Source organism: Pontibacter sp. H249 (assembly GCF_037892465.1).
GTDB lineage: Bacteria > Bacteroidota > Bacteroidia > Cytophagales > Hymenobacteraceae > Pontibacter.
Genome location: NZ_JBBKTR010000002.1, coordinates 25,094 through 48,802 on the forward strand (window position 1 = coordinate 25,094; position 23,709 = coordinate 48,802).

The 23,709-nt window shown below is 45.9% G+C and carries 20 protein-coding genes; 7 read left to right on the plus strand and 13 right to left on the minus strand.

Annotation, left to right across the window (positions count from 1 at the left end):
* Positions 1–38 precede the first annotated feature (38 nt).
* Positions 39–230, minus strand: a complete 192-nt coding sequence (locus WG943_RS02320; protein ID WP_340406560.1) for a cold-shock protein — start codon at positions 228–230, stop codon at positions 39–41.
* A gap of 398 nt (positions 231–628) precedes the next feature.
* Between WG943_RS02320 and WG943_RS02325 the strand changes: the two genes are divergently transcribed.
* Positions 629–2,647: a hypothetical protein gene (locus WG943_RS02325; protein WP_340406561.1), complete on the plus strand. Its 2,019-nt coding sequence runs from the start codon at positions 629–631 to the stop codon at positions 2,645–2,647.
* A gap of 119 nt (positions 2,648–2,766) precedes the next feature.
* Here the strand turns inward: WG943_RS02325 and WG943_RS02330 are convergent, their stop codons facing one another.
* From WG943_RS02330 to WG943_RS02340, 3 genes are all read right to left on the minus strand, one after another.
* Positions 2,767–3,642: an SDR family oxidoreductase gene (locus tag WG943_RS02330; RefSeq protein WP_340406562.1), complete on the minus strand. Its 876-nt coding sequence runs from the start codon at positions 3,640–3,642 to the stop codon at positions 2,767–2,769.
* Positions 3,643–3,748: 106 nt separating this feature from the next.
* A complete protein-coding gene (locus WG943_RS02335) occupies positions 3,749–4,597 on the minus strand; it encodes a hypothetical protein (RefSeq protein ID WP_340406563.1) in 849 nt (282 codons plus the stop codon).
* Between the two features lie 153 nt (positions 4,598–4,750).
* Complete coding sequence (locus tag WG943_RS02340) at positions 4,751–8,698, minus strand: AAA domain-containing protein (RefSeq protein WP_340406564.1); 3,948 nt, start codon at positions 8,696–8,698, stop codon at positions 4,751–4,753.
* Between the two features lie 347 nt (positions 8,699–9,045).
* Between WG943_RS02340 and WG943_RS02345 the strand changes: the two genes are divergently transcribed.
* From WG943_RS02345 to WG943_RS02365, 5 genes are all read left to right on the plus strand, one after another.
* Entirely contained in the window at positions 9,046–9,807 is a 762-nt protein-coding gene (locus tag WG943_RS02345; protein ID WP_340406565.1) for a hypothetical protein, read from the plus strand.
* A gap of 122 nt (positions 9,808–9,929) precedes the next feature.
* Complete coding sequence (locus tag WG943_RS02350) at positions 9,930–11,033, plus strand: alpha/beta hydrolase family protein (RefSeq protein ID WP_340406566.1); 1,104 nt, start codon at positions 9,930–9,932, stop codon at positions 11,031–11,033.
* A 6-nt stretch (positions 11,034–11,039) separates the two neighbouring features.
* Entirely contained in the window at positions 11,040–11,507 is a 468-nt protein-coding gene (locus WG943_RS02355; RefSeq protein ID WP_340406567.1) for an NUDIX hydrolase, read from the plus strand.
* Positions 11,508–11,577: 70 nt separating this feature from the next.
* Positions 11,578–12,411: a class I SAM-dependent methyltransferase gene (locus WG943_RS02360; RefSeq protein ID WP_340406568.1), complete on the plus strand. Its 834-nt coding sequence runs from the start codon at positions 11,578–11,580 to the stop codon at positions 12,409–12,411.
* 184 nt (positions 12,412–12,595) lie between these two features.
* Entirely contained in the window at positions 12,596–12,889 is a 294-nt protein-coding gene (locus tag WG943_RS02365; protein ID WP_340406569.1) for a Bor family protein, read from the plus strand.
* A gap of 230 nt (positions 12,890–13,119) precedes the next feature.
* On the opposite strand, the gene WG943_RS02370 is transcribed toward WG943_RS02365, so the two are convergent.
* The 5 genes from WG943_RS02370 to WG943_RS02390 form a co-directional block, all read right to left on the minus strand.
* Positions 13,120–14,073 (minus strand): ComEA family DNA-binding protein, encoded by a 954-nt coding sequence (locus tag WG943_RS02370; RefSeq protein WP_340406570.1) that lies wholly within the window; start codon positions 14,071–14,073, stop codon positions 13,120–13,122.
* 3 nt (positions 14,074–14,076) lie between these two features.
* Positions 14,077–14,238 carry a hypothetical protein gene (locus WG943_RS02375; RefSeq protein WP_340406571.1) on the minus strand — a complete coding sequence of 54 codons (162 nt, stop codon included), beginning with the start codon at positions 14,236–14,238 and terminating at the stop codon, positions 14,077–14,079.
* A gap of 6 nt (positions 14,239–14,244) precedes the next feature.
* Entirely contained in the window at positions 14,245–15,897 is a 1,653-nt protein-coding gene (locus WG943_RS02380; RefSeq protein WP_340406572.1) for a sodium-dependent transporter, read from the minus strand.
* Positions 15,898–16,066: 169 nt separating this feature from the next.
* Positions 16,067–16,978, minus strand: coding sequence for an SDR family oxidoreductase (locus WG943_RS02385; protein WP_340406573.1), 912 nt, complete (start codon positions 16,976–16,978; stop codon positions 16,067–16,069).
* A 6-nt stretch (positions 16,979–16,984) separates the two neighbouring features.
* Positions 16,985–17,632, minus strand: a complete 648-nt coding sequence (locus tag WG943_RS02390) for a peptidylprolyl isomerase (protein ID WP_340406574.1) — start codon at positions 17,630–17,632, stop codon at positions 16,985–16,987.
* 274 nt (positions 17,633–17,906) lie between these two features.
* On the opposite strand from WG943_RS02390, the gene WG943_RS02395 reads away from it, so the two are divergent.
* Positions 17,907–19,457, plus strand: a complete 1,551-nt coding sequence (locus WG943_RS02395; RefSeq protein WP_340406575.1) for an alanine/glycine:cation symporter family protein — start codon at positions 17,907–17,909, stop codon at positions 19,455–19,457.
* Positions 19,458–19,706: 249 nt separating this feature from the next.
* Here the strand turns inward: WG943_RS02395 and hemC are convergent, their stop codons facing one another.
* The 4 genes from hemC to WG943_RS02415 form a co-directional block, all read right to left on the minus strand.
* Complete coding sequence (hemC, locus tag WG943_RS02400) at positions 19,707–20,663, minus strand: hydroxymethylbilane synthase (RefSeq protein ID WP_340406576.1); 957 nt, start codon at positions 20,661–20,663, stop codon at positions 19,707–19,709.
* Between the two features lie 38 nt (positions 20,664–20,701).
* A complete protein-coding gene (locus tag WG943_RS02405) occupies positions 20,702–21,826 on the minus strand; it encodes a DNA polymerase III subunit (RefSeq protein WP_340406577.1) in 1,125 nt (374 codons plus the stop codon).
* Positions 21,827–21,879: 53 nt separating this feature from the next.
* Positions 21,880–23,088 carry a GlmU family protein gene (locus tag WG943_RS02410; RefSeq protein ID WP_340406578.1) on the minus strand — a complete coding sequence of 403 codons (1,209 nt, stop codon included), beginning with the start codon at positions 23,086–23,088 and terminating at the stop codon, positions 21,880–21,882.
* A 67-nt stretch (positions 23,089–23,155) separates the two neighbouring features.
* Complete coding sequence (locus tag WG943_RS02415; RefSeq protein ID WP_340406579.1) at positions 23,156–23,590, minus strand: hypothetical protein; 435 nt, start codon at positions 23,588–23,590, stop codon at positions 23,156–23,158.
* Between the last annotated feature and the right edge of the window lie 119 nt (positions 23,591–23,709).

Here is a 23,709-nt window from a genome sequence, read left to right on the forward strand (position 1 = left end):
TAGATGAATGATGCCTTTCGGCGAGATATAGTTACAACTTAGATTCTCTCTACGTTGATTGCATTCAATCCTTTTTTGCCATCTTTAACTTCAAAAGAAACGTGATCGTTCTCGCGAATCTCATGTACCAAACCACTCTGGTGCACGAAAATGTCTTGGTTAGTGTCATCGGCTACAATGAAACCGAAACCTTTTGATACGTTAAAGAATTTTACTTTACCTGTCTTCATTACAAAATTAATTTATTAATAAAGCAAAGATACATATTCCTTTTAATTTTACTAGCAACGCTAAAAAAATATTAAAAAGAACATCGTCAGCTACTTACAGAAGTATTAGCCTGAGCAGCGGCTTGCTTGGCAGCGCTTCTGAGTAAAGGCTTTGATACATTATTCCTGTCTCTTAGTATTCTATTAATTCTCTACAAGTATACTCCTATACCAAAATAACCAACTATCGTGGGGTTCGTATAGCTAAAACGTTCTGTTACATCAAAAAAACTACATTATTACAACACTTTTGTACTGATGTAGCCTGTAACAGAATCCACATCTGCCGCCCCTGTGGCTTAAATGTGTGGGGCACGCAACAAACTTAACTTTTAATAATAAACAAGGAGATCAGAACTATGAAAGACACTGAGAAAAACCAAAGCTCGAACCAATCCTCTAACCAATCGAGCGGATCATCCAGTACACCATCATCATCTTCATCATCTACAACATCAATGGGTAGCGGCACTAGCAGCGGCTTAACTTCAGGCTCAGGCTCTACAGGTAGCTCAAGCTCAAAAAGCAACAAATCTGCGTCAGGCTCTACGTCAAAGTCTTCTACCACAAAAGCGAGCTCTTCTAAAGCTGCAAGTGGTAAGTCTACGGGCTCAACTTCCGGCAAATCATCTGGTTCAACATCTGGTAAGTCATCAGGTAAAACTTCTGGTTCAAGCGGATCATCTCAGCAAAGCGGCAGCTCCGACACTGGCAGCTACGGCTCTATGAGCAGCGGCTCGCAGCAGGATTATCAAGGCTCTAACCAAGGCAACTATGGTAGCCAGAACTACGGTGACCAAGGTGGCTATGGCAGCCAGGGAGGTTATGGTTACGGATCGCAGCATAGTAACTATGGTGGCCAGAGCGGCTATGGGTATCAGGGCGATTACGGCTCTTCTTCTCAAGGAGGCGGCATGAACCGAGGCCAGAGCATGCAAGGCGGCTACGGAAGTGGCAGCCAGGGTATGAGTGGCAGTGGTTACGGTTCATCTTCTCAAGAAAACCAAGGTGGCTCATGGGGCTCTCAGGGTGGCTATAACTATGGCAACCAGGGCGGCATGGAAGGCGACCGTGTAAGATATCAGGATCAGGACTATGGTGCTTCCAGAGGAGGCATGCAAGGTGGCCTTCAGGATCGCGAAGGCGATAATATTGGTGGCCAAAGTTATGGTGGCTCTCAGGGCGCATTTGGTATGCAGGGCAACTCTTCGTCACAGGGAGGCTACGGCAGCTACGATAGCGGCAGAGGCGGTTATGAGCAAGGTGGTGGCTATACAAGCCAGGGCCAGGGATCACATCGCTATGGTTCAGGCCAGGGCGGGCACAGTGGCTCAGGTTCATCAAGTCAGGGTGGCTACGGCTCTTCAGGCCAAAGTGGCTATGGCACTATGAATGATCAAGGCGGCATGGGCAGCTTCGGGCAGCGTGGCGGCAGTGGTTCTTCTTCTCAAAGCTTCGGCGGACAGGGTGGCTATGGTTCATCTTCACAAGGGGGATACAGCTCTAATATGGGTGGTAACCAAGGTATGTCAGGTAGCAGCTATGGGCAGAGCGATTTTGGCTCTTCTAGAGGCGGCAGCCAAGGCTATCAGCAAAACTACGGCCAGGGCGACTATGGCCAGCGTGGCGGAATGGGCTCAAGTGGCTATGGTAGTGGCAGCGGCTATGGCGGATCTTCTAACTACGGTGGTGGCAGCGGCCAGCAGGGCTACGGCTCCAGCATGACGGGTTCTGGATCATCCAGAACAGGTATGCAGGGTGGTTACGGCGACAGAGATCGCTATGGTTCTATGGGCTATGGTTCATCTAGAGGCATGAGCGAGTATGACCGTGATGACCGTGGCTCATCGAGAGGATACGATTCACAAAGCTCTATGCAGGGTGGCTATGGCAGCCAGGGCGGTTACGGCTCAAGAGGAGGTTCTTACAATGATGAGTACCGCTCGAGCAGATACGGCTCTCAGGGTAGCGACTATGGCAACCAAGGCAGTTATGGCGGTGGCTATAGCAGCGGAATGGGCAGCTCTAGTAACCGCGACAGAGGCGGGTACGGCGACAGCAACTATAGCCGTGGTATGAGTGGTGGCTACGGTTACGGCTCAGGCAGCGGATCAAGCGACCGCGATAGAGGTGGTTATGGCCAAAGCGGCTACAGAGAAGGCGGTTATGGCCAGGGTGGCCGTGGCGGCGACCAAAGCCGTTATGGTTCTATGGATAGCAGCACCTCGTACTACAGTGATAACCGTGGCTCTAGCTCGCGTGAAAACTACAGAGGTTATAGCGGCGGCGATTACGGCTCATCATCTGACTCTGACAGAAACAGAGATAACTATGAAAGCCGCAGAAGCGATCGTTACCGCAACCTAGACAGAGATTAATTATACACTATAATAAGTTGTATTAATAAAAAAGCCACTCCAATATTGGGGTGGCTTTTATGCTTTACAGGATGAACTGCAAAGCAGCTATTCTTTCTGGATTTACAGCTGTACTGCTGTTACACAAAACACTCCTTGTAGTCCTGCACGAACTGCCTGAACGAGTGAGGCTTCCGGTCTATAACGGCCTGCACAGAATCAAAAACCTGGTTAGAATGCCCTGCCTTGTATACATTGTACAATTCCATCAGAGCATCAGCCATCCAGTCAGGAGTGCCGTGCTCCGTCATATTTTTACGTGCAGCGTCTCCAGGCACATCTACAAACTCTACTTGCTTGCCGGTTACTTCACTTAATATTTGAGCAGCCTCGTCATTTGAGATCGCTTCCGGTCCTGTTAGTTCATACACCTGTCCCTCATGGCCTTGTGTTATTAGTGCCTCTACTCCTACTGCAGCTATGTCACGCACATCAATATAACCTACTTTACCATCGCCGGTAGGCATGTATAGTTTACCCTCGTGTTTTATAGAATCAGCATTGTAATTCACAAAGTTCTGCATAAAAGAAGATGGCCTTAGAAAAGTATAAGCAATACCGCTGTCTTCAATATACTTTTCGATTTCGCGGTGCCAGCGGCCCAACTGTATGGTAGGCTCAGCATCTGCCCCCATTGCAGATAATTTTACGATGTGTTTAACTCCTGCTTTTTTGGCCTCATCAATTAAAGTTTTAGCCATGTCCACCTGGTCTTTTGCCATTGGGGTTATCAGAAAAAGTTTATCTACATGTGTAAATGCTGCATGTAGCGAATCCTGATCCTCAAAATCCATCTCCACTATCTCCACTCCAGGCAAGCGTTTCAAGTTTTCTCCTTTTATGATAGAATGTACCCCGGCACGAACTCTGATATCACCATCATACATAGAAAGCTGCTTGACCACCTCACGCCCAACAGTGCCGGTAGCGCCTGTTACTAATATTGTTAAATGCATAGTTTTACTCTGTTTTAGGATGTATACTTTTAGTACGGCTTTTTGGTACTCTTGATAGCAAAGTATTAGCTATAGGCACTAAAAAGGGCTAAAATTGCACGATTGTTTAGCGTGGTATCAGCCTTACCTTAAACAGTTTTCCGGCCTCGTTTGTTAGCAGCAGCTCGTGTTGCGAAGTATAAAGTATAGCTTCGGCCTGGCCGGTTCTGGCAATTGGTATGCAGTAATGTTTGCCGCTAAGGTTTATACTTCTGTTCTGCACCTCAAACAAGTATAACTTACCATAACCAAGTATGGCAAACTGATCTCCGGCAGGCGATAGTGCCGCAGCCGTAGTCATGGCTTGTACTGGCAGCTGCTCCTGCATGGTAGCTTTATAGGTACCAGGTGTGGCAGGCAAAGTATAAAGTTTCAGTTTTTTGTGCTTGCCCCGGCTCTTGGTAAAAAGGTACAGCGAATCCTCGTAGTAAAAAAAAGCCTCTAGGTCAAAGTGAAAGTCATCTTCTGCCGGCGGAAAAGCATCCTGATCTTCAAACGAAAAGTTTATAGAGCCGGCTAAAGTATAACCTTCCCTTCTGATCTTGTAGATGCGCAGGTCCTTACGCTGGTTTGCGTTGTTGCCGAAGTCGCCGATGTACAGGTGCTCCTCGTCCTCTGCCAGATCCTCCCAATCGGTGTTCTGTAGTTGCGGCAGCGGGATAGAATCCAGTAACTCACCTGTTCTGGCGATGTTATAAAGTATGGCAGGGTTACCGCTGTCAGGGTGTGTCCAGAGGGTGCTGTCGGGGCCGTGGGCTAGTCCAGAACTTTCCTGCACCCGCTCATCTACTCTGCCTATTCGTTCTAGTTTATACTTGAAGTCAGGTTTTTCGAAGCCACCATTTCTACGATCTGAGGTGCAGCCGCAGAGGCTGGTTTGCAGGTAAATGTATAAGGTGAAGAGTTTGATGAGCAAAACCTAGGGAGTTTAGGGGTTAAAGAGTTAGAGGGTTTGGGAGTTAGAAAGTTGTTTCAAATTACGGTACGTAAAGTTTATAATCAAGCTGCCATTTAGATTGCAATATGATTTCTGTTCCACTGTTTGGCTTACTAAATATACAGCATATTTCTAACCCTCTAACTTTCTAACTCCCAAACCCTCTAACTCCCTAACTATTTCAGGATTCTCCCAAAACTGCCTGCTGTATACCTTAACGTATGGCCAATGGCGCTGCTTTAACAGTTGCGGCACATCGGCATGCAGGTGCCGCACCGCGTGGTGGCTGTAGTATAGATCATCATCAGTAAGCACTACGGCTTTGTAGTTGTTGTTTTCAACCAGGGTTAAGTCAGCAAATGGAACCTCAGGTTGCAGGTGCGGCAGTTGCGTAGCCAGACGCTCTTTTAGCAGCGGTACATGCGTTGGCATATGCTCTTTTTTAGGCTGATACTCGAAATAGCGCCGGCTTACCTGCTGCGCGTAGTGCAGATAATCTTTTAACAATTTTGGCCCCGGATGCAGCGCGCCTTCTACCTGTAACTGCTCTGCCCTGATACTGCTAACGACCAATACTTGCTGCCGCGCACGGGTAATAGCTACATTCAATCGGTTTTCGCCACCTGCCTGGTTCAAGCTACCGAACTGCATACTTAGCTTGCCCTTTACATCCGGCGCATACCCCACCGAAAGTATGATCACCTCCTTTTCGTCGCCTTGTATGTTCTCGATGTTTTTTACCAAAACCGAAGCTGGTATAGGTATACTTTGCTGTATGGCTTTCTCCTCCAGCAGGTCCTGTACCAGCATTTGTTGGTTATAGTTGAAGGTGATCACGCCTATCTCCTCCTGCCCAGCCTTTAGCAACTCCAGCACCAACTCCACTACTTTTTCAGCCTCCGGCAGGTTCTGGTTATCCTGCCATAGCCCGTGCACTTTTATAAACTGTATGGCCGGCTGCCTGTCGTTCAGGTCGTGCAGCTCCGGGATCAGCTCCAGTTTATGGCGGTAGAAGTAGCGGTTCGAGAACTCTATTAACTCAGGGTAGCGGCTACGGTAGTGCTGTGTGAGCATGGTCTGTGGCAAGTATAAACCGCACAACTGTAACAAGGATTCTGCGGATAACTCTTCTACTTCCTCATCATCGGATGCGCTCCAGCGGGCACGGTACAGGTCAGATGGTTTTAGCTGTTGTTGGTCGCCGGCCACTACTACTTGTTTGCCACGCAACATGGCTGGTATCCCTGTTTCAGCATAGCACTGCGAGGCCTCGTCAAAAATCACCAGGTCAAAGCAAGACTTCAGCGGAAACACCGCCGACACCGTTTCCTGCGAAGCGAGCCAGCAGGGCATCAAATCCAGAATCTCAGCAGAGAACAAAGAGAACAACTTTCGTAATGGGTACAGACTGCGCTTTTTGCTTACCTGCGCGTGCAGTCTGCGGTATGTAACAGGGTTGCCAAGTCTGTTAAGTTCGATGTTCTTGTAAGTCTGCTCCCGCAACCTTGATAATACAATCTCCTGGCTCAGCTGCTGCTTTTCCTGCAACAGCCGCTGTAGGTCTTCTTCCAGCTTAGTAAGGCCGCCGTTGCTAGGCAAACGCAGCTCTGGATTTTGGCTTTCGAGGTGGTGCAGCCAGGTTAAGTACAAGCTGTTCAAAAACAGCTTCTCCCCTTCTTCGCCGGACTTTATACTTTCTGCCAAAAGTAATGCCGCTACTTCGCGCTGTGGCTGTGTTAGCTCCTCCTTCAGCGCATCAAAGGCTACCAGTTCTTCAAAGTATAAAGGCAGGGCTTGCAGTAATTCTGCCGCAAAACTTTCCTCATGCAACAGCCGCTCCACCTGTTGCTCCGTTAGCCATTGCAGCCAGTTTTGCTGTGTCTCGTCCAGCTGTAGTATATTTTGTTTCAGTTCCTGCAGATGTTTGGGCAGGTTTACTTCTGTCAGCAGCTTTTCGTGCAGTATTTTGTTGTGGTGCAGTTTTGTAAGTTGCTGATGTGCCTCCAGGGCCTGCTCTACTACTTCCAGCTTTTGCAGCACAGGCGTTGGGTTTTCTTTTATATGTAAGCTATACTTTATTCTTCCGTTGATGGCCTGTATCAGCGTATCGGCCTGCTGCCTTAGCGCCAGCCTGCGTTGCAACTCACCAACACCTGCTGCAGCTAGCTCGAGTTTATACTTTGCCAGCGCCTGCTTTAGTATGTTTTTCTCTTTAGAGAACTGCCAGCTTATACGTTTAAGCAGATTGCCCTGCTGCTCCTCATACTTGGCAATGGCCGCCTTCACATCCGCCAAATCAGCAGCAGGAATGGCAGCATCCGGAGCCGGACAAACCAGGTATAAACTCTTCAGCTCCTGCACCTGCAGCGCCAGTTCTTTTATACTTACAGACTTTTGCAGCAGCGAATTCACCACCTCATGCACACCCTCCTGCAAGAGCAGTTGGTGCACCTGGTTTATACTTTCGATGATGCTTACCGGCAGCGCGTTCAGCTCCAGCTCAAAGCCACTTTGTCCTTTTATGCTTTGCTGCAGCGCACCGTATTCTTCCTGCACCGATTTTATGGCTTGCTCCAGTTGTTGCCGTTGTGGCCATCCGTAGCCTTTCATACTTTGGCGGTCGCGCCACATAAAGTCGGGTGCCTCAAACTGAATGGCCTGCTCCAGGTACTGCTTCAAGCGTGGCAGAAAAGTAGCAACGGTATCTGCCGTAAAATTTTTGTAAAGCCTCTCCAGCTTAATGTGCGGCTGCTGCAAACTACTGAGCAAGTATAACTCTTTAGCTGACCAGCCGCAGCCGCTGGTATCAAACAGAGCCTTCTTAAAATTTTCGAGCTGTTCTATACTTTTGTTTATGCCCCGACTGGCTTCCAAAAATGCTCTGTCGGTGTAGATGCTGTTGAGCGCTAGGTTCTGCTTTTTATACTCGTCGAGTTGCTCTACCTGGTGCAGTAGCTGGTTAAAAATGGCTTTGCGGTCGGTGTTGATGTCGTGCACCAGGCCAGCAAAAGTGCTTAAGCCCTGCTGAGACAAACGCTGGTGCACCACATCCAGGGCGGCTCTTTTCTGGCTCACCACCAGTACTTTTTTACCCCGAGCCGTAAAATCCGACACCAGGTTACAGATCAGCTGCGACTTACCTGTGCCCGGCGGCCCCTGCACCACCAGCGATTTGCCCTGCTTTACCGCCTGCAGCGCCGCCTCCTGCGATGCATCCATGTCAAAAGCGGTGAAGGTTTGTTGGGCCGGTGCCTGTGCATTTATACTTTCGAAAGGTGTGGCAAACAGATCCTCCATCTGCTCCAGGTCCTCGCGCTCCAGCAAAGCATCGTAATCGTTGAGTAAGTAAGAACCGGCCTGCGGGAAAATACCGATCACCGCCTCCGGCTCCAGGTGCAGTTGCCCGTCTTTCAGGTGGGTTTCGTACTCGGCTTTTTTATAGTCCCGGAATGGTTTGAGTTTATCGGCAAAAAAGGTGCTACCTGCGTTAATGGCCAGCTGGCTCTCCTTTAGCAGTTCGTATACTTTGGTGCGAAACTCCAGCGGGTGCTGCGGTAGTGTGCTCAGGTCCAGCTCGGTAAGTTCTTCGGCAAGCGGTGTGCCCATGTAGTGCGCGTAGGCCAGCAAAAAGCTCTGGTTAAACTGTGGCTGCTGTGCTGTGTCGGGCACCAGCTCCCACTCCTGCGCCGCATTAATTTGTAAAGCCACCGGAAAGAACAGTAAAGGACAACGCACCGGCGTACCATCCGAGAACTTGCCATGCACAAAGGGCCAGCCCAAGTATAGCTCCCGGCTGCCACGCTCTTCAAAGATCATTTCAGCCTTACGCTTAATATAGCGAAGTTTGCGGCTGGCGTGTGTTACCGGGGCGTAGCGGCTGTCTGCGTAAGGACTGAGGCCGATCTTCTTTTTCCCGCTCAGCAGCTTGTTCAGCACCTCAAAGGCAGGCTCACCGTTCACAAAGTCAAGCGCCTCTACATCTACGTGCAGCTCCTGGTACAGGCGCAACAGCAGCAGGGCACGGTTTCCGGTGCCCAGGTTTAAGAGTCTGCGTCGGTAATTTTTGAGGATGTTTTTCATGGTGCCTGTCCCGTAAACGAAGAAATGCCTACAGTAGTCTTTGCCAGAAGCAAGTTAGCAGGAAAAGGAGTGACTTGATAGCAGATTTAGAGAAGTGATGGTTATATTGAGTAAGATTTAGCCATTGCCATACTTTAACCGCTCCGCTGCATGCTGAAAGTACACGTTCTGAGACTTGAAAGCGACATCCTGCAGGTATAGTTTATTATCATCTAAAGATTAGGATACATAAGGAACTGTTCGGAGCTTAAAATTGAATACATACTTTTTGAGAAACAGGGAATTCCGGAGGCGGAAGTATAGGTGCTGTGATGTACTTTTGCAGCGTTTATAATTTAGTTTTTATTATGATTGCCGCCATTGCCACTGCCTTTATTTTTCTGCTGCTACAAGTGTTCGTGCAGCACAAGCCCAAGCCCGTGGCTAATTACGACAAATTGATAGCCCTCAACGAATGGAAGTATAAATCGCTTGAGATCTTCTCTCTAATTCCGCTTTTCTTCTTCATCGGCAGCATTGCCTATATCTTTTACCTCCTCGGCAACGATATCCAAGGCTTTATAACCAAAAGCGACAACTCAGACTACAGCATTTTCCCTGAGCCTAATTTCTGGCTCATGATTGGGATGTTCTTTGGCTTTGGGTTAATTATCACGCCTATGGAGGTACTCTACAGGATGGTCCTGCGGGAAGAGTACCCGGCTTATATAGAATATACCAACCGCAAGCATGGCTATAATGGATTGAAAGTACTTCGACCGCTGTGTATTATTCTGGTAGTAGCTGGCGTTATACTTTCATTCTTGGGGCTCAACTGGTCTGTAAAAATGAGAGACAACACGATTACCTTCAATGACTTTTTCCAGCTGCAGCCACAAACGTATAAAGCAGAAGATGTGTTAGCTATACACCATTTTAGCCAAATCAAAAACAAAGAAGGGGTGCTGGAACAAAGACCGCATTATAAGGTTCTTTTCTCAGATGGCAGAGAATGGAACACGGATAAAAACATGATTGGCGGGAGCTATGAAACTTATACGGCCATGGTAAAGCATTTAAGTATAAAATCAGGGAACAAGATAAGTTACCAGAACTTAGAAACATTATAATCTTAATGATGGCATCACAGCTCTAAGATTATGCATTGCAAGTTGCAACTTTTTATTCCTTTGCAAGTTCATTAGTAAACTAACCAAACAGTTACCCTCTCTGTTTGCTCATACATAAAACTATGGCCCGATTAATCCTGAAGCGCTATACTTACCTGCTACCGGTACTGCTGGTACTGCTCACCCTTTTCTCCTCCTGCCGCAGAGAAAGACAAGAAAAGGATGTAAAGCGCATGAAAGAGTACTCTACCTCCAAAAAGTACCCATCTAAGTTTGCTGACGAAAGCTTGGAAAGGTGGAAACAACAAGTACCTGACATACAAGATGTAAAGATAAAGTCTACCGCCGATGGCAGCATGCAGCCTTCTTTATTTTATACATCAAATACCACAGGTAAAAGGCCGCTACTTGTGATGCTGCACAGCTGGAGCAGCGAGTACCTGCAACTGGTAAGTGTTCCTTTTGCAAAGTGGGCCATGAAGTATGATTGGGCTTTTATACATCCTAATTACCGTGGCAAGTTTAACAACCCTGATGCAATGGCCTCCGATCTGGCTATTCAGGATATTGTTGATGCTGTAAACTACGCCAAACAGAACTCTGAAATTGATGAGTCACGCATTTATATAATGGGCTCTTCCGGTGGCGCCATGACCGCTCTGGTAGCAGCAGGCAAGCACCCCGAGATATGGGCTGGCGTAGTAGCATGGGTACCCGTTTACGACCTGGTAGACTGGTACGCCTTTAGCCAGAATTACCCGCACCGCGATTACAACCGCCATGTGGTGGCAGCCTGTGGCGGCGAACCTCTGCCCGGAACACCAGCTGCCGAAGAATGTAAGCGCAGGAGCCCAAGCATGTACTTGCAAAATGCCAAAGGAGTACCAATCTTTTTGGCAGGAGGCACAGAGGATGTACTGGTTCCGGTAAGCCATACAATCAGGGCATTTAATGTATTAGCCGCTCCCGAAGACACAATATCCAAAGCAGACATGGAATACCTTGATGAGGAGCAGCAACTGCCGGATGATTTAAAAGAAACATCTGATGAATTTAAATATTTTGGAGGCTCCGACCCTGATGTGGTATTTGCACGTCAGTCTGGAGACGTGCGGTTGGTGCTTTTTAAAGGCGTGCATGATATGGCCTATAACCCAGGCCTGCTTTGGCTGAACGAGCAACGGAAGAAAATTACAGCACCGGCAACCAGTACTGCAAAAAGATAAAATGCAATGGAAACCGACGCACCGAAACCCAAATTGCCTATAGTTGACCAAGTTTCTTCGGGTGGGGTAGCGTTTAAGAGAAGTGAGACTGGTGTAGATATAGCGCTTATTTCTGTGGGTAAACCAGCAAGATGGCAACTGCCCAAAGGCATTGTGGACCCCGGCGAAACACCTGAGGTAACTGCTGTTCGTGAGGTTGAGGAAGAAACAGGTATAAAATGTAAGCTACTGCAGAAACTGGATACTATTGAGTACTGGTACGTGGGTGATAAAGGGCAACAGCGGGTCCGTTTTCATAAGTTTGTGCATTTTTTTCTGCTGGCTTATACTTCCGGCGACATCGGCAAACACGACTGGGAAGTAAATGAGGCTAGATGGGTTGCCATAAACAAAGCCGAACAAATGCTGGCTTTTAAAAGCGAGAAGCAAATGGTAGCCAAGGCAGCGCCTTTTATCTCCGATACAGGTCAATAACAGCAAGCATTGCATCTTCTCTCCGTAGTTTATTATCGTATACATACTTCCGTTATAAGCTACTATCCCTATGAAACAAACAGAGCCATCTGAAGAAAAGTACCTGCACGGTTACTCTAAAGAAGAGCAACAACGCCTTTACAAGCAAGCGCGGTTTATGGAGAACAAGATTTACTCTGATATTGATTTCTCTACTGTAACAAACCTGCTGGAAGTTGGCTGCGGTGTGGGTGCACAAAGCGAGATATTGCTGCGGCGTTTTCCGCACATTCACCTCACCGGCCTCGACTACTCCGAAAAGCAGATAAAGCAGGCCGAAAGTTACCTCTCTACCATCCCCTACGCCACCAACCGTTATACTTTGCTGCAGGGCAACGCCATGGATATGAACTTTGATTCGCAGGCGCAGTTTGACGGAGCATTTCTGTGCTGGGTGCTCGAGCATATTCCGGAGCCGGCACGGGTACTATCGGAGGTGCGCCGTGTGCTGAAACCAGGAAGCCCAATCGTAATAACTGAGGTGCTAAACTCCAGCTTTTTTGTAGAGCCCTACTCGCCTAGCGTGCTACAGTATTGGATGCGCTTTAACGACCTGCAGTACGACATGAGCGGCGATCCGTTTGTAGGTGCCAAACTCGGCAACTTGCTACAGTCGGTGGGGTACCAACGCATAACCACAGAGCCAAAAACCTACCACCTCGATAACCGCAATCCTGCCAAACGTGCCGAAATGATCGGTTTCTGGACGGAACTACTCTTAAGTGGCCTGCCACAGCTGCTGGAAGCTGGTTACGTGGATGCGGAATTGGCAGATAAAGTACGGGAGGAAATGCGGATAGTAGCGAAAAGCCCCAATGCAGTGTTCTTCTATACGTTTATGCAGGCGAAGGCTTATACTTTGTGAGGTGTTCTTTATGTTAAAATTTTAAAGAAGGTTAAAAGCTATATGTCATTATACACTACAAAATATGCCAGACTCCTATAGCTTTAGTTATGTCTGCTTCCATTCAGTCTAATTCATTCTAATTGTATACTAAGTTTTATATATTTGTGAGTTAATATATATTAAACATTCTATACAACTTTTTATGAAAAGAAACATTAAGCTTTTAGGAGCAGCTTTTTTAATGTCTACAATGATGACATCGTGCTACACTTATACTTTTTCAGTAGGAAGCGGAGCACAATCTAATATAGAGGTTAAGAAGAAGAACCATTATGTAGTATATGGTTTAGCCCCTGTAAGCACTTCAAACCCACAGGAGATGGCTGGTGGAGCAGAGAACTATACTGTTAAGATTGAGCACACTTTTATAGATGGCCTTATCAACGGTCTTACTTTTGGTTTGTACAACCCAACCACTACTACAGTAACAAAATAATTGAGAGGGGCAGCTTAGCTGCTGCCCCTTAATCTAATTCTTATGAAAATCTTTATTTTTATCCTGTTCCTTTTTTTACTTACTGCTACTGCAGGCTCTATTCTTACAGTAAATTTTCAGAATGTATCTGCTTATAGCACAGGATTTCTTGCTGGGAAAGCCATACTTTTACTACTCTGCATTGCTGGCCTTTACTTTTCAGGTAAAAAATTACTAAGCTAATAACTTAGCTACACCTCCAGATAAGGCCTCAGTTTCTCGAACTGCTCCTGCGTTATTACCTTAATATTTTTAATCTCCTCTACCTGCTGATAACTACCGTGCTGCTCACGGTAAGCTACTATTAAACGTGCCATGTTAGAGCTAACGTATGGATGCGCCCGTAACTCATCTGTAGTAGCTGCATTGATGTTTATCTTCTGTGGCGCATTAGCTTTAGGCACAAACGTATACTTCACAAGGCTATCAACCACATTAGGCGGCAAGCCATACACCTCCCGTACCTGCGCCATAGTATGAAAACCGCCTAAACTGTTTCTATACTTTACAATACGTGCCGACAATTTACTTCCAATGCCTCTTATCTGCTTTAGCTGTGTGGTGTCAGCGTTATTAATGTTGAAAGGCGCTAGTATGAAACGTTCGCGTGGAGGACGGTTGCTGTTCCAGTCGGGATATGGTGCGGGACGTGAATTAGAGGCGTAGCGTTGGTTGCGCTTATACTTTTCTGGCTGCTCCAACGGTAGCTGTATATAAGGGTAGAGTTGCTGAAAAACGGAATCCGGCATACCGTATATCTTACCCAACTCAGCTTTGTACGTGAAGTCGCCAACTTTTTTTCGGTAGTTAAGAATTCGCTGCGCCATGTAAGTTGGCAGACCCAGTTGTTGCCAGCCTTCTGTAGTTAGCTGGTTTGGATTAAATGGCTGCAACTGTTCTGGTAACTTATACAGTTGCCTCCGCTGAGGACTTTCCGGCTGTTTTGCTTCCAGCTGTGCCACCAGACTATCAAGTAACTGCCTATCAGAGGCAGCGTTTATATTTTGTTCTGGAGTATAAAACTTATTAAAAAGAAATGGTGCTGCCGTAAGCAGCACCATTATGGTTATCAGCCACAAAAACCCGTTTACCTCGCGCTGCGAAAAGCCAAAGTAACGCCGGATTAAGTGTCTGAGTTTATTCATTCTTTATACTATGGTCTCCTGACGGCCTGGCTCGTCATCGTTATCCAAATACGAGTCTGGCTCAGGTTTAGGTGGCGTATTTATTACTCTCCAAAAGAAGTATAACATTAGGCCGGTTACTGTGCCCAGCGTCAGCAGCATGACAACAAGTGCAGATGTATTCATAGTTTCTTAAATTCTACCTTCTCTAACTCTTTTTTTGTAGGCGATGTACACCAGCAACGCTAAGCTTAGCCAAACAGTTACCAGTAGTATGCGCGATGCATTCACGAAGAACAGCGTGTCCTGCAACTGCTCGATCACGGCAGGATCTGTGGCAGCGGCAAGTTTTGCTTTCAACTCGCTGTTTGTAATCTTCTTGATGATGGAGCTGTTATCCAGTTCCCAGTTTCCAGAAAGTGCTGCTCCCCAATCGCCACCCTTCGGTGTGAAAAGCGAACCCAGGAATACCCACAGCAAAAGCAAAGGCGTCACAAACTTAATGATGAACTTATAGATGTTAGGCACTTTAATGTCTGATCCGGAGATAATCTCTCTCCAGCCTTTGTTGATGCCAAATACCCACGCAAAAAGTATAGACTCCAGCAAGGCGAACACTACCAATGATACCGTGCCTGCCCAATAGTCATACTCATCAAACACGCCGTAGTTAAAGAAAATAACTGTTGGCATACCTAGGATAAGTACGATCAAACCAAATGACCAGGCAGCAGATTTACGTTTCCAATTAAACTCATCTTGCAGGAAGCCGATCCAAGGGGTACCCATTGCCAGCGACGAAGTAATACCGGCAAAGAATAGCAGGCCGAACCACATCACACCAGAAATTGCACCCAGAATATCGCCCCACTGGTAGAACAGGTATGGCAACGTACGGAAACCAAGGCCAAGGCCACCGCTTTGTACAAGTTCTGTAACTCTATCAATGCCCAGGTAACCAATAGAAATTGGAATAAGGATAGCACCACCCAAAACAACCTCTACAAATTCGTTCATCCATCCAGCCGACATAGCATTCAGGGCGATATCGTCTTTAGAGCGTACATAAGAGGCGTAGCAATGCACTGTGCCCATACCTACTGATAAGGTAAAGAAGATCTGACCGGCAGCAGCCAACCAAACCGAAGGCGACCACAATTTATCGTACTGTGGCGTCCAGAGGAAGTTAAGACCTACGGTGCTGTCGTTAATGGCTCCGTTCTCACCGGCAGTAATTGTAAAACCTTTGTATGCCAGGAAAATACCAAATAAGATAAGCATCGGCATACCTATTTTAGCCACTCGTTCGATGCCTTTTGCAAGACCCTGCGACAGAATCCAGGTGTTAAGCAGCAAGCATATCAGGAAGAAAACGATTGGCTCGTAAGGTATACCAAAAGTAGACTCGCCTAGACTAACATAATCAATAAAGAAAGCGGCTACACCATCCTGGTCCATGCCACTGAACGTGCCACCCAGCGAGTGGAATACGTAAGAAAGCGTCCAGGACTCGAGGTAGCAATAGTAAGCGGCCACGGCTATGTTTGTCCAGATACCAAATACACCGATGTACTTCCAAAGGCGGTTTTTGCCCATGGTATCCACAATAAATGGTGTAGAGTGGTGTCCGAATTTTCCCCCAAAACGGCCCATAGACCATTCGATCCATAGAAGCGGAATACCCATTACCAGGAAGCACACCAGGTAAGGAATAATAAAAGCACCACCACCGTTTTGTACTGCCTGCACCGGAAACCTAAGAAAGTTACCGAGACCAACAGCATTACCGGCCATGGCTAGAATGAGACCCACACGTGAGCCCCACGATTCTTTGTTAGCACTCATAAAATAAGGTAGAAGAGTTAGTTTAGTTTAGCTGGTTTTAAATTCAGGTTGTTTTAAACCGAAAAATAATGAAAGAAATTTAACAAAGCCTAACTCTAGCGCATTAAAAATCATATATTTTTAATATTCGCCGGAGTTAGGCTCTTAAGTTTTGGCGCTGCTATATAGCTTAGCTTAGCGCTTCAGCCTGTTCAGCCACCATTCTGATACCTTCCATAAAGCTGTGTGGCTGATAACCAAGGTCTTTCTGTGCTTTGCTAATGTCGAAGCCTGTGCGTGGAGGCCTTTTAGCCGGCTGCGAAAAAGTAGAAGCATCTGCCTTTACTATCAGCGTTTTATCCAGGTTAAAATAGTCTGCCACCTGCAGGGCCATCTGGTAAGGTGTAAGCATTTCGCTGCCAGAGATGTTATAAATACCCTCTGCATCGTGCTTCGCTGCTAACCAACACCCTAAGGCTAGGTCTTCAGCAAGCGTAGGTGTTCTGAACTGGTCATCTACCACATTAATAGTTTTGCCGTTTTGCAAGCTATCGCGCACCCAAAGCACAATGTTGGTGCGGCCATAGTCGTGCACCACACCGTAAACCAGTACTGTGCGAAGTATAGCCCACTTACATTTTGCTTTCTTCACGATCTCCTCTGCCATCAGCTTAGTCTCACCGTAAAAACTGATTGGGTTTGCCTCTGCTTCTTCGTTATAAGGTCCTGCCTCCCCATCAAAAATAAAGTCTGTAGAGAGGTGTATAAGATGCACGTTATGCTTTTCGCAGGCGTCCACTACATACTGCACAGCATCGCGGTTCAGCTTAAGAGCACCTTCCTGGTCAGTTTCACACTGGTCCACGTTGGTCATGGCGGCTGTGTGGATGATGTGTGTTGGTTTATACTCGCTTACCACCTGCTCTACCTGCTCCGGATCTGTTACATCCATACTTCTAAAAGGGAGTGTAGGCATCACCTCAGCCAGTTTATTCTCTCCACGACTGGTTGCCAGTAGTTCAACATCTGTTCGCGGCAACAGCAACTCTGCTAATTTTTGACCCAAAAGGCCATTAGAACCTGTAATCAATATTTTTTTCATCGTTTGCTATTTCTTCTGCAGCGATTGTGTGGTGTAATCGTAGTTATACTTTTTGGCTATCTTTTTCTTTTTCACACTTTCTACCGTTACCTTCATCTTAATGTCTGACATAGGTCTGTCGCGACCTCCTTTTGGCACCTCTGCAATCTTATCCACTACATCCAGGCCATCTACTACCTGCCCAAATACTGTGTAAGCCTCATCTAACATGGGAGTGCCGTCGTGGTTCTCTACAATATAAAACTGAGACCCGCTGGAGGCACGCTCTGGGTTTACGTTATCTCCCATTCTGGCTGCGGCTACGGCACCACGCACGTGCATGTGCTTTGGGTTAATTTCGGCTGGTATGGTATAACCGGGGTTGCCACCTCCGTCGTTGTTTGGGTTATCGTCTTTTGTATTAGGATCGCCACCTTGTATCATAAAACCGTCAATCACTCTATGGAAAGTGGTACCATCGTAGAATCCTTCTTTGGCAAGCTTCAGGAAATTATCGCGGTGCTTAGGTGTGTCTTCAAACAGCACCAGTTTAATTTCACCCTGTGGAGTTTCGATGGTAACCAGTTGGTCCTTGCCTTTTACTTTCTGTGCTTCTGCTGCCAGCGGCAACAACATAATACCTGTAGCCAATGCCAAGTTTTTAAGCAGTTTCATACGTATCGCTTATTTGTTCTGAGTTTAGTTTTGCATGTACTATACACGCTCTCAAATTTAATCCTTTTTAGCTCGCTTTTATACTTTTAAGGCTATTTCTGCCTGTGCTGCACCTGCTATAGCCTACTTTATACTTTATCTTAAATTACCGCACGCTGCATTGTATTATTGTAATTTATTGCTGCACCCTCAGAGGCAATTGGGCTGTAAATTTCATATTTAGCCCTAAAAATGCTATATTCAAACAAACTGACAAATCAACTTTAACATATTAATGAAAAGATTCCTACTAACCACAGGGCTTCTTGTAGCATCAGTTAACAGCCTTTTGGCACGTGCGCCAGAGGCCTCTATTGATCAGCAAATAGATGCCGCTGTTGGACCTGCAGCACAATTTATCTCAGATATTATCTTTTATGAACTTACCCTTACTGACACTATAGGCATTCCGCTTATACTTATCTGGCTTTTACTGGGAGCAGCTTTCTTTACTGTGTACTTAGGCTTTGTTAACGTGCGTGGTTTTAAGTATGCTCTGGATATTGTGCGTGGTAAGTATAACCAGGAAGATGCCCCTGGCGAGGTTTCTCATTTCCAGGCTTTAACTGCTGCTGTATCAGGTACAGTAGGTTTGGGAAATATTGCCGGTGTGGCCATTGCCATCTCACTTGGCGGACCGGGTGCAACATTCTGGATGATTGTTGCCGGTTTACTTGGCATGTCTTCTAAATTTGTGTCGTGTACTCTTGGCGTGAAGTATAGAGATGTACATGCCGATGGCACTGTTTCCGGGGGCCCGATGCACTACCTGAACAAGGGCCTTAGCGAGCGCGGCATGAAAGGACTGGGTAAGTTTCTGGCTGCATTCTTTGCTGTAATGTGTATTGGTGGCGCCATAGGGGCAGGAAATATGTTCCAGATAAACCAGGCTACACAGCAGTTTATAGCTGTAACTGGCGGCGCTGAAGGTTCATTTTTTGGTGGTGGCAACGCCTGGATGTTCGGCCTGATTATGGCTGTGCTGGTAGGCTTGGTTATACTAGGCGGCATGAAGAGCATTGCCAAGGTAACCGAGAAAGTAGTACCTTTTATGTGCGGCATTTACATTGTAGCGGCCATTATTGTATTGGCTGTTAACTTCACTAATATTCCGGGTGCTTTTGTGGCGATTTTTGAAGGAGCATTTTCAGGGAGTGCCGTAGCCGGTGGTTTGGTTGGCGTGATGATACAGGGATTAAGACGCGGTGTATTCTCCAACGAGGCTGGTATCGGTTCTGCTTCTATTGCTCATTCGGCTGTTAAAACCAACGTACCTGTAACTGAAGGTTTTGTAGCTTCTTTAGAGCCGTTTATTGATACCGTTATAGTTTGCACCATGACAGCCCTGGTAATTGTAGTTACCGGTGCATATAATCAGGAAACCGGCGATGGTATTGCCCTTACTTCTACCGCTTTCGCTACTGTTATTAGTTGGTTCCCGCTTATACTTGCCGCTGCCGTTATACTTTTCGCTTTTTCTACCATGATTACCTGGTCTTACTACGGCTTAAAATCCTGGACTTACTTATTTGGCCACACCAAGGCTGCCGATATTAGCTTTAAAGTGTTATTCTGTGCCTTTGTAGTATTAGGTGCTCCTATCCAGCTAGGAAGTGTTGTAGCATTCTCTGATGCCATGCTGTTTGCTATGAGTATACCTAACATGGTTGGCTTATACTTACTCGCCCCTGTAGTAAAACGCGAGATGCAGGCTTTCCTGACATATGCTCGATCTGCTAAAAAGCAGCCTTTATCTGAAGAGGCTGTGGAGGCTGCGCAGGTGTAGCTTAATTATGAGTTATGTAAGTTGCGAAATGCAAAGTTGGTGAACTCAAATCTGTTATAGAGAACCTGCCTCTAACCCCTCCAAGGAGGAGTTAGAGGCAGGTAAATTATCAGCAAAAAAATACGCAGCTTGAGTTAGCTACCAATCAATACCCTTAGTGTTATTAGATCACGTCTGAAACTGATAAATAGAAATGGCCCGTTCAGGATATCCTGAACGGGCCATTTCTATTACACATTCCTTATACTTTTATATCTCGCTACGTTCGCGTTTTATACTTGTAAGTATCTCTTCGCCACCGTTGCTAAGTGTATCGTTTGCTAATTGCACACCTAAGCTCTCCGCCTCTGCAGCTGTTCCCGACATGGTTTTCTGTAGCAGAGTTTCACCATCCAAGCTCACAATGCCGCCGTTTATACTTACACCACCCTCTTCTGTAAGTGTAGCAAGTGCGAAAGACGGAATACTACAACCGCCCTCCATTGTTCTCAGAAAGGCACGTTCTGCCAACAGACATACATATGTATCAGCGTGGTTCAGTGCGTCTTTAATAGCGGCTTTTAGTTCAGGCTGAAGGTTTTTGGCACATTCGATGGCTACACTGCCCTGCCCTGCTGCCGGCACAAACTCATCCTCCGGAAAAGTATGCACAATCATATTATCATAACCCATGCGATAAACACCGGCATAAGCCAGCATAAGGGCATCAAACTGTTTTTCTTCCAGCTTGCGCAGGCGAGTTTGAAGATTTCCTCTCGATTCTGCAGTAGTTACGTTCGGGTAGTGTTTTTTAAGCAAAGCTTTACGGCGTGTAGAAGATGTTCCAATTACCACATTGCTGTCACGGTCCAGCTTAAAATTAGGGTCGAAGCTAAGGATAACGTCGTTCACCTTTTCACGCTCCATAAAGGCCACTAATTCCAAGTCATCAGGAATAGTTGATTGCACATCTTTGGCGCTGTGAACGGCAATGTCGATATTTCCTTCGCGCAGGCTCACTTCCAGCTCTTCGGTAAACACACCCTTCGATCCAATCTTATCAAGTGAGCGGTCCAGCACCTGGTCGCCTTTTGTACTGATGATTACAAGTTCGGTTTTTAAACCAGCTGCCTGTAATTTTTCAGCGGCATGTTCTGCCTGCCATAATGCCAGCTTGCTTCCACGTGTACCTATTCGTATTACTTTATCTTTTATGCTATCCTGCATTTTATCCTTATTTAGTAAACTAATTATTACCGAAGTTATTAATTAACTCTTAAGTATCCGGCAATTTGTATAGAACTATCTACAAAAACCATTTTAGGATTTGCATTACGTTCGATGTGATAATGCGCCTGGTTTAGTTCTTCGGCAAGTTGCTCTGCGTTTGCTCCGGTAATTACTTTCGAAAACTTCTGCACAAAGTCTAGCTCGGCAGGTGGCAGGTATGTTACCAGACTTGCATCTACCCCATACAGCATAACTTTCCGAAACAGGTTAAGCGCATAGAGCAAAAAGTTCTTCTGGTTCTCGCGGCCCAGTGTCTGAAACTTATCACTCATGTCTATCATCTCTGCAAACTTGTAGCTGTAGCAGTTGCGCATCCAGTCGGTAAAGAAGCTAAAATAGTCGCTGCTGATCTCAGAAGTTAGTTTAGCTGCTGCATTTAGGTTTCCCTCTGCCAACTGCGCTACCTGGTAGGCTACATCAGAGTTGGTGTTATACTTTTCCTGCAGGTACTGGATTACCTCCTGCTCTGTGAAATTACGCACCTGCATAATTTGTGTGCGCGACGTTATGGTAGCCAGCAGCTTTTCCGATGCCTGCGCCACCAACAGGAATAATGTTTTGGCAGGCGGTTCTTCGAGCAACTTTAGTAGCGCATTGGCCGCAGCCGAATGCATGAGTTCCGGCAACCAGATCACCACTATTTTATAGTCCCCTTCAAAAGCTTTTAGCGATACTAGCTTTACCAGTTGTCTGCTTTCTTCTTTAGAGATAATTCCCTGTTTGTTTTCAGCGCCAATGTGCTGCATCCAATCGTTCAGTCCCTGGTATGGACTTGCCAGCACAAACTCACGCCACTCATTCATAAACCTGCTGCTGAGCGCCTCCTTGCTTACCGACTTAGTGGTAGTAACCGGCATTACAAAGTTAAAGTCCGGATGCACCAGCTTATTCATTTTAACACAGCTGCCACATGTTCCACATGAATCATTGGGCTGCTTATTCTCGCAGTTTATGTAGGTGGCATAAGCCAACGCCAGCGCCAGGTTGGCACTCCCCTCCTGCCCCAGAAACAGCTGCGCATGCGCCACATGGTTATGCTGAACTGATTTAAGCAGTAACTGCTTTGCCTCCTGATGCCCTAAAATTTGTGAAAACTGCACTTTATTAAATTAATGATTTGAATGACGAACTGCAGTAAGAATTAAATCAATCATTATTCTTTTTTGTCCCAAACGCGGTACTGCTGTGTTTCTTCAAAAACGTGTTTCAGTATGTTCTTTTCAGTATCGTTAAGCTTGATATTACGGCGTCCCATTACTTTTTCGGCTACCTCGTAGGCTTTGCGTAAGGAAAAAGTCTCGAAACCGGCTGCTCCACCCCAACTAAACGAAGGTATAAAGTTACGGGGGAAACCCGGACCAAATATGTTGGCACTCACACCTACTACTGTACCCGTGTTAAACATAGTATTAATGCCGCATTTACTATGGTCGCCCATAATCAGACCACAGAACTGTTGCCCTGTGTTCTTAAACCCGCCTTTGGCATAATTCCATATCTTAACCTCAGCATAATTATTTTTGAGATTTGATGTATTTGTATCTGCACCGATGTTTATCCACTCACCAAGCACAGAATTACCTAAATAACCCTCATGCCCTTTGTTAGTATAACCAAAAATTACCGATGCCGCCACTTCGCCGCCTATTTTACAAAACGGCCCAATGCTCACATCACCACGCATTTTACCGCCCACATTTACGTTGCTGCCCTCTCCTAAAGCAAAAGGGCCTTTAATTATGGCACCTTCGTGTATTTGAGAATTTTTACCCAGATAAATCGGGCCTTGCTCAGCGTTAAGTATGGCCGCACGAATTTTCACACCTTCTTCAATAAAGATATTCTCTTCGTTGTAAACGATGGTGTGTTTATCATTAATTGGCTGGCTTTTTCGGCCTGTCGTAATTATTTTATAATCATTGCGGATTTCTTCTCCGTTCATCAGAAAAATATCCCAAAGTTCACGAACCAGATGGCATTCAATAGCACAATCCTGCTTTTTTGAAGAAGAGGCCTCTACCATGTCTTCAATAGAGTGCAGTTCTAGGTTATCGCCGTTAAAAGCTAGCAGCGTATCCCCAAAGTATAGCGCTTCTCCAAGTTTGAGCTTATGTATTTCATGTAGTATAGGCGCACTTGGCAGAAGCGCTCCATTAACGTAAATGTTCTCATGGCTCTGCTGCTTTGTATACTTTTCCTGCAGATGGGGTGTCGTCATGAAGGACACAGATGCACCGGTATACTGTTCCCATTTTTCTGTAATGGTAAGTATACCTACCCTTATCTCAGAAATAGGTCTGGTAAATGTTAGCGGCAAAAGATTTTGCCTGATCACAGGATCGCAGTAGAGAATTATATTCATAAGAACAAAAATAAAAAAGTCTTCCCGTTTTTTACGGGAAGACCCAGTTTATATATGTTAATCTTTTTTAATAAACCGTTAGCTGTACTTTTTTCTCCACTTGGTCGGCAGGCAAGTTTATGCTTTTACCAAATGAAGTCTGCATCAGGTTATACCCAACCCCAATATGCACTATCTCTTTGTTGTCCTGCACGTCGGGTATGGTTTTCTTTACCTGTAACCTATTCGCTCGCACAGGTATATGTTTAAGGGCAGTGGAGAATGTTGAGTCAAACACAATTGTTTCTGCCAATGTTTCTTTATCCTGCCGCCTTATCAAAAGACTTATACTTACTTGTTCATCCCCGTATCTGCTGTAAGAAAAATCCTGATCACCAAACACTTCGAAAACAACCGTTTTTGTAACAGGTTTAGGCACTGGAGTAGCTTCTTCACTTTTATTGCAGGAAGCTAATACAGGAAGCAGCAAAAAGTATAGCAAGTTGGTAAAGGTTAACTTCATGGCATCAATAATTTTGATTTACAGTAATATAGCTTTTTACTATACACAAACTAAGCCATTTTTAACCTATTAGGATAAAAACAAAAAAGTCTTTCCGAAATAATACGGAAAGACTTTTT

What these genes read in the sequence shown, in the direction of transcription:
- WG943_RS02320 (WP_340406560.1), bottom strand. Translation starts at nt 230, where the DNA reads ATGAAGACAGGTAAAGTAAAATTCTTTAACGTATCAAAAGGTTTCGGT.
- WG943_RS02325 (WP_340406561.1), top strand. Translation starts at nt 629, where the DNA reads ATGAAAGACACTGAGAAAAACCAAAGCTCGAACCAATCCTCTAACCAA.
- WG943_RS02330 (WP_340406562.1), bottom strand. Translation starts at nt 3,642, where the DNA reads ATGCATTTAACAATATTAGTAACAGGCGCTACCGGCACTGTTGGGCGT.
- WG943_RS02340 (WP_340406564.1), bottom strand. Translation starts at nt 8,698, where the DNA reads ATGAAAAACATCCTCAAAAATTACCGACGCAGACTCTTAAACCTGGGC.
- WG943_RS02345 (WP_340406565.1), top strand. Translation starts at nt 9,046, where the DNA reads ATGATTGCCGCCATTGCCACTGCCTTTATTTTTCTGCTGCTACAAGTG.
- WG943_RS02350 (WP_340406566.1), top strand. Translation starts at nt 9,930, where the DNA reads ATGGCCCGATTAATCCTGAAGCGCTATACTTACCTGCTACCGGTACTG.
- WG943_RS02355 (WP_340406567.1), top strand. Translation starts at nt 11,040, where the DNA reads ATGGAAACCGACGCACCGAAACCCAAATTGCCTATAGTTGACCAAGTT.
- WG943_RS02360 (WP_340406568.1), top strand. Translation starts at nt 11,578, where the DNA reads ATGAAACAAACAGAGCCATCTGAAGAAAAGTACCTGCACGGTTACTCT.
- WG943_RS02365 (WP_340406569.1), top strand. Translation starts at nt 12,596, where the DNA reads ATGAAAAGAAACATTAAGCTTTTAGGAGCAGCTTTTTTAATGTCTACA.
- WG943_RS02370 (WP_340406570.1), bottom strand. Translation starts at nt 14,073, where the DNA reads ATGAATAAACTCAGACACTTAATCCGGCGTTACTTTGGCTTTTCGCAG.
- WG943_RS02375 (WP_340406571.1), bottom strand. Translation starts at nt 14,238, where the DNA reads ATGAATACATCTGCACTTGTTGTCATGCTGCTGACGCTGGGCACAGTA.
- WG943_RS02380 (WP_340406572.1), bottom strand. Translation starts at nt 15,897, where the DNA reads ATGAGTGCTAACAAAGAATCGTGGGGCTCACGTGTGGGTCTCATTCTA.
- WG943_RS02385 (WP_340406573.1), bottom strand. Translation starts at nt 16,978, where the DNA reads ATGAAAAAAATATTGATTACAGGTTCTAATGGCCTTTTGGGTCAAAAA.
- WG943_RS02390 (WP_340406574.1), bottom strand. Translation starts at nt 17,632, where the DNA reads ATGAAACTGCTTAAAAACTTGGCATTGGCTACAGGTATTATGTTGTTG.
- WG943_RS02395 (WP_340406575.1), top strand. Translation starts at nt 17,907, where the DNA reads ATGAAAAGATTCCTACTAACCACAGGGCTTCTTGTAGCATCAGTTAAC.
- hemC (WP_340406576.1), bottom strand. Translation starts at nt 20,663, where the DNA reads ATGCAGGATAGCATAAAAGATAAAGTAATACGAATAGGTACACGTGGA.
- WG943_RS02410 (WP_340406578.1), bottom strand. Translation starts at nt 23,088, where the DNA reads ATGAATATAATTCTCTACTGCGATCCTGTGATCAGGCAAAATCTTTTG.
- WG943_RS02415 (WP_340406579.1), bottom strand. Translation starts at nt 23,590, where the DNA reads ATGAAGTTAACCTTTACCAACTTGCTATACTTTTTGCTGCTTCCTGTA.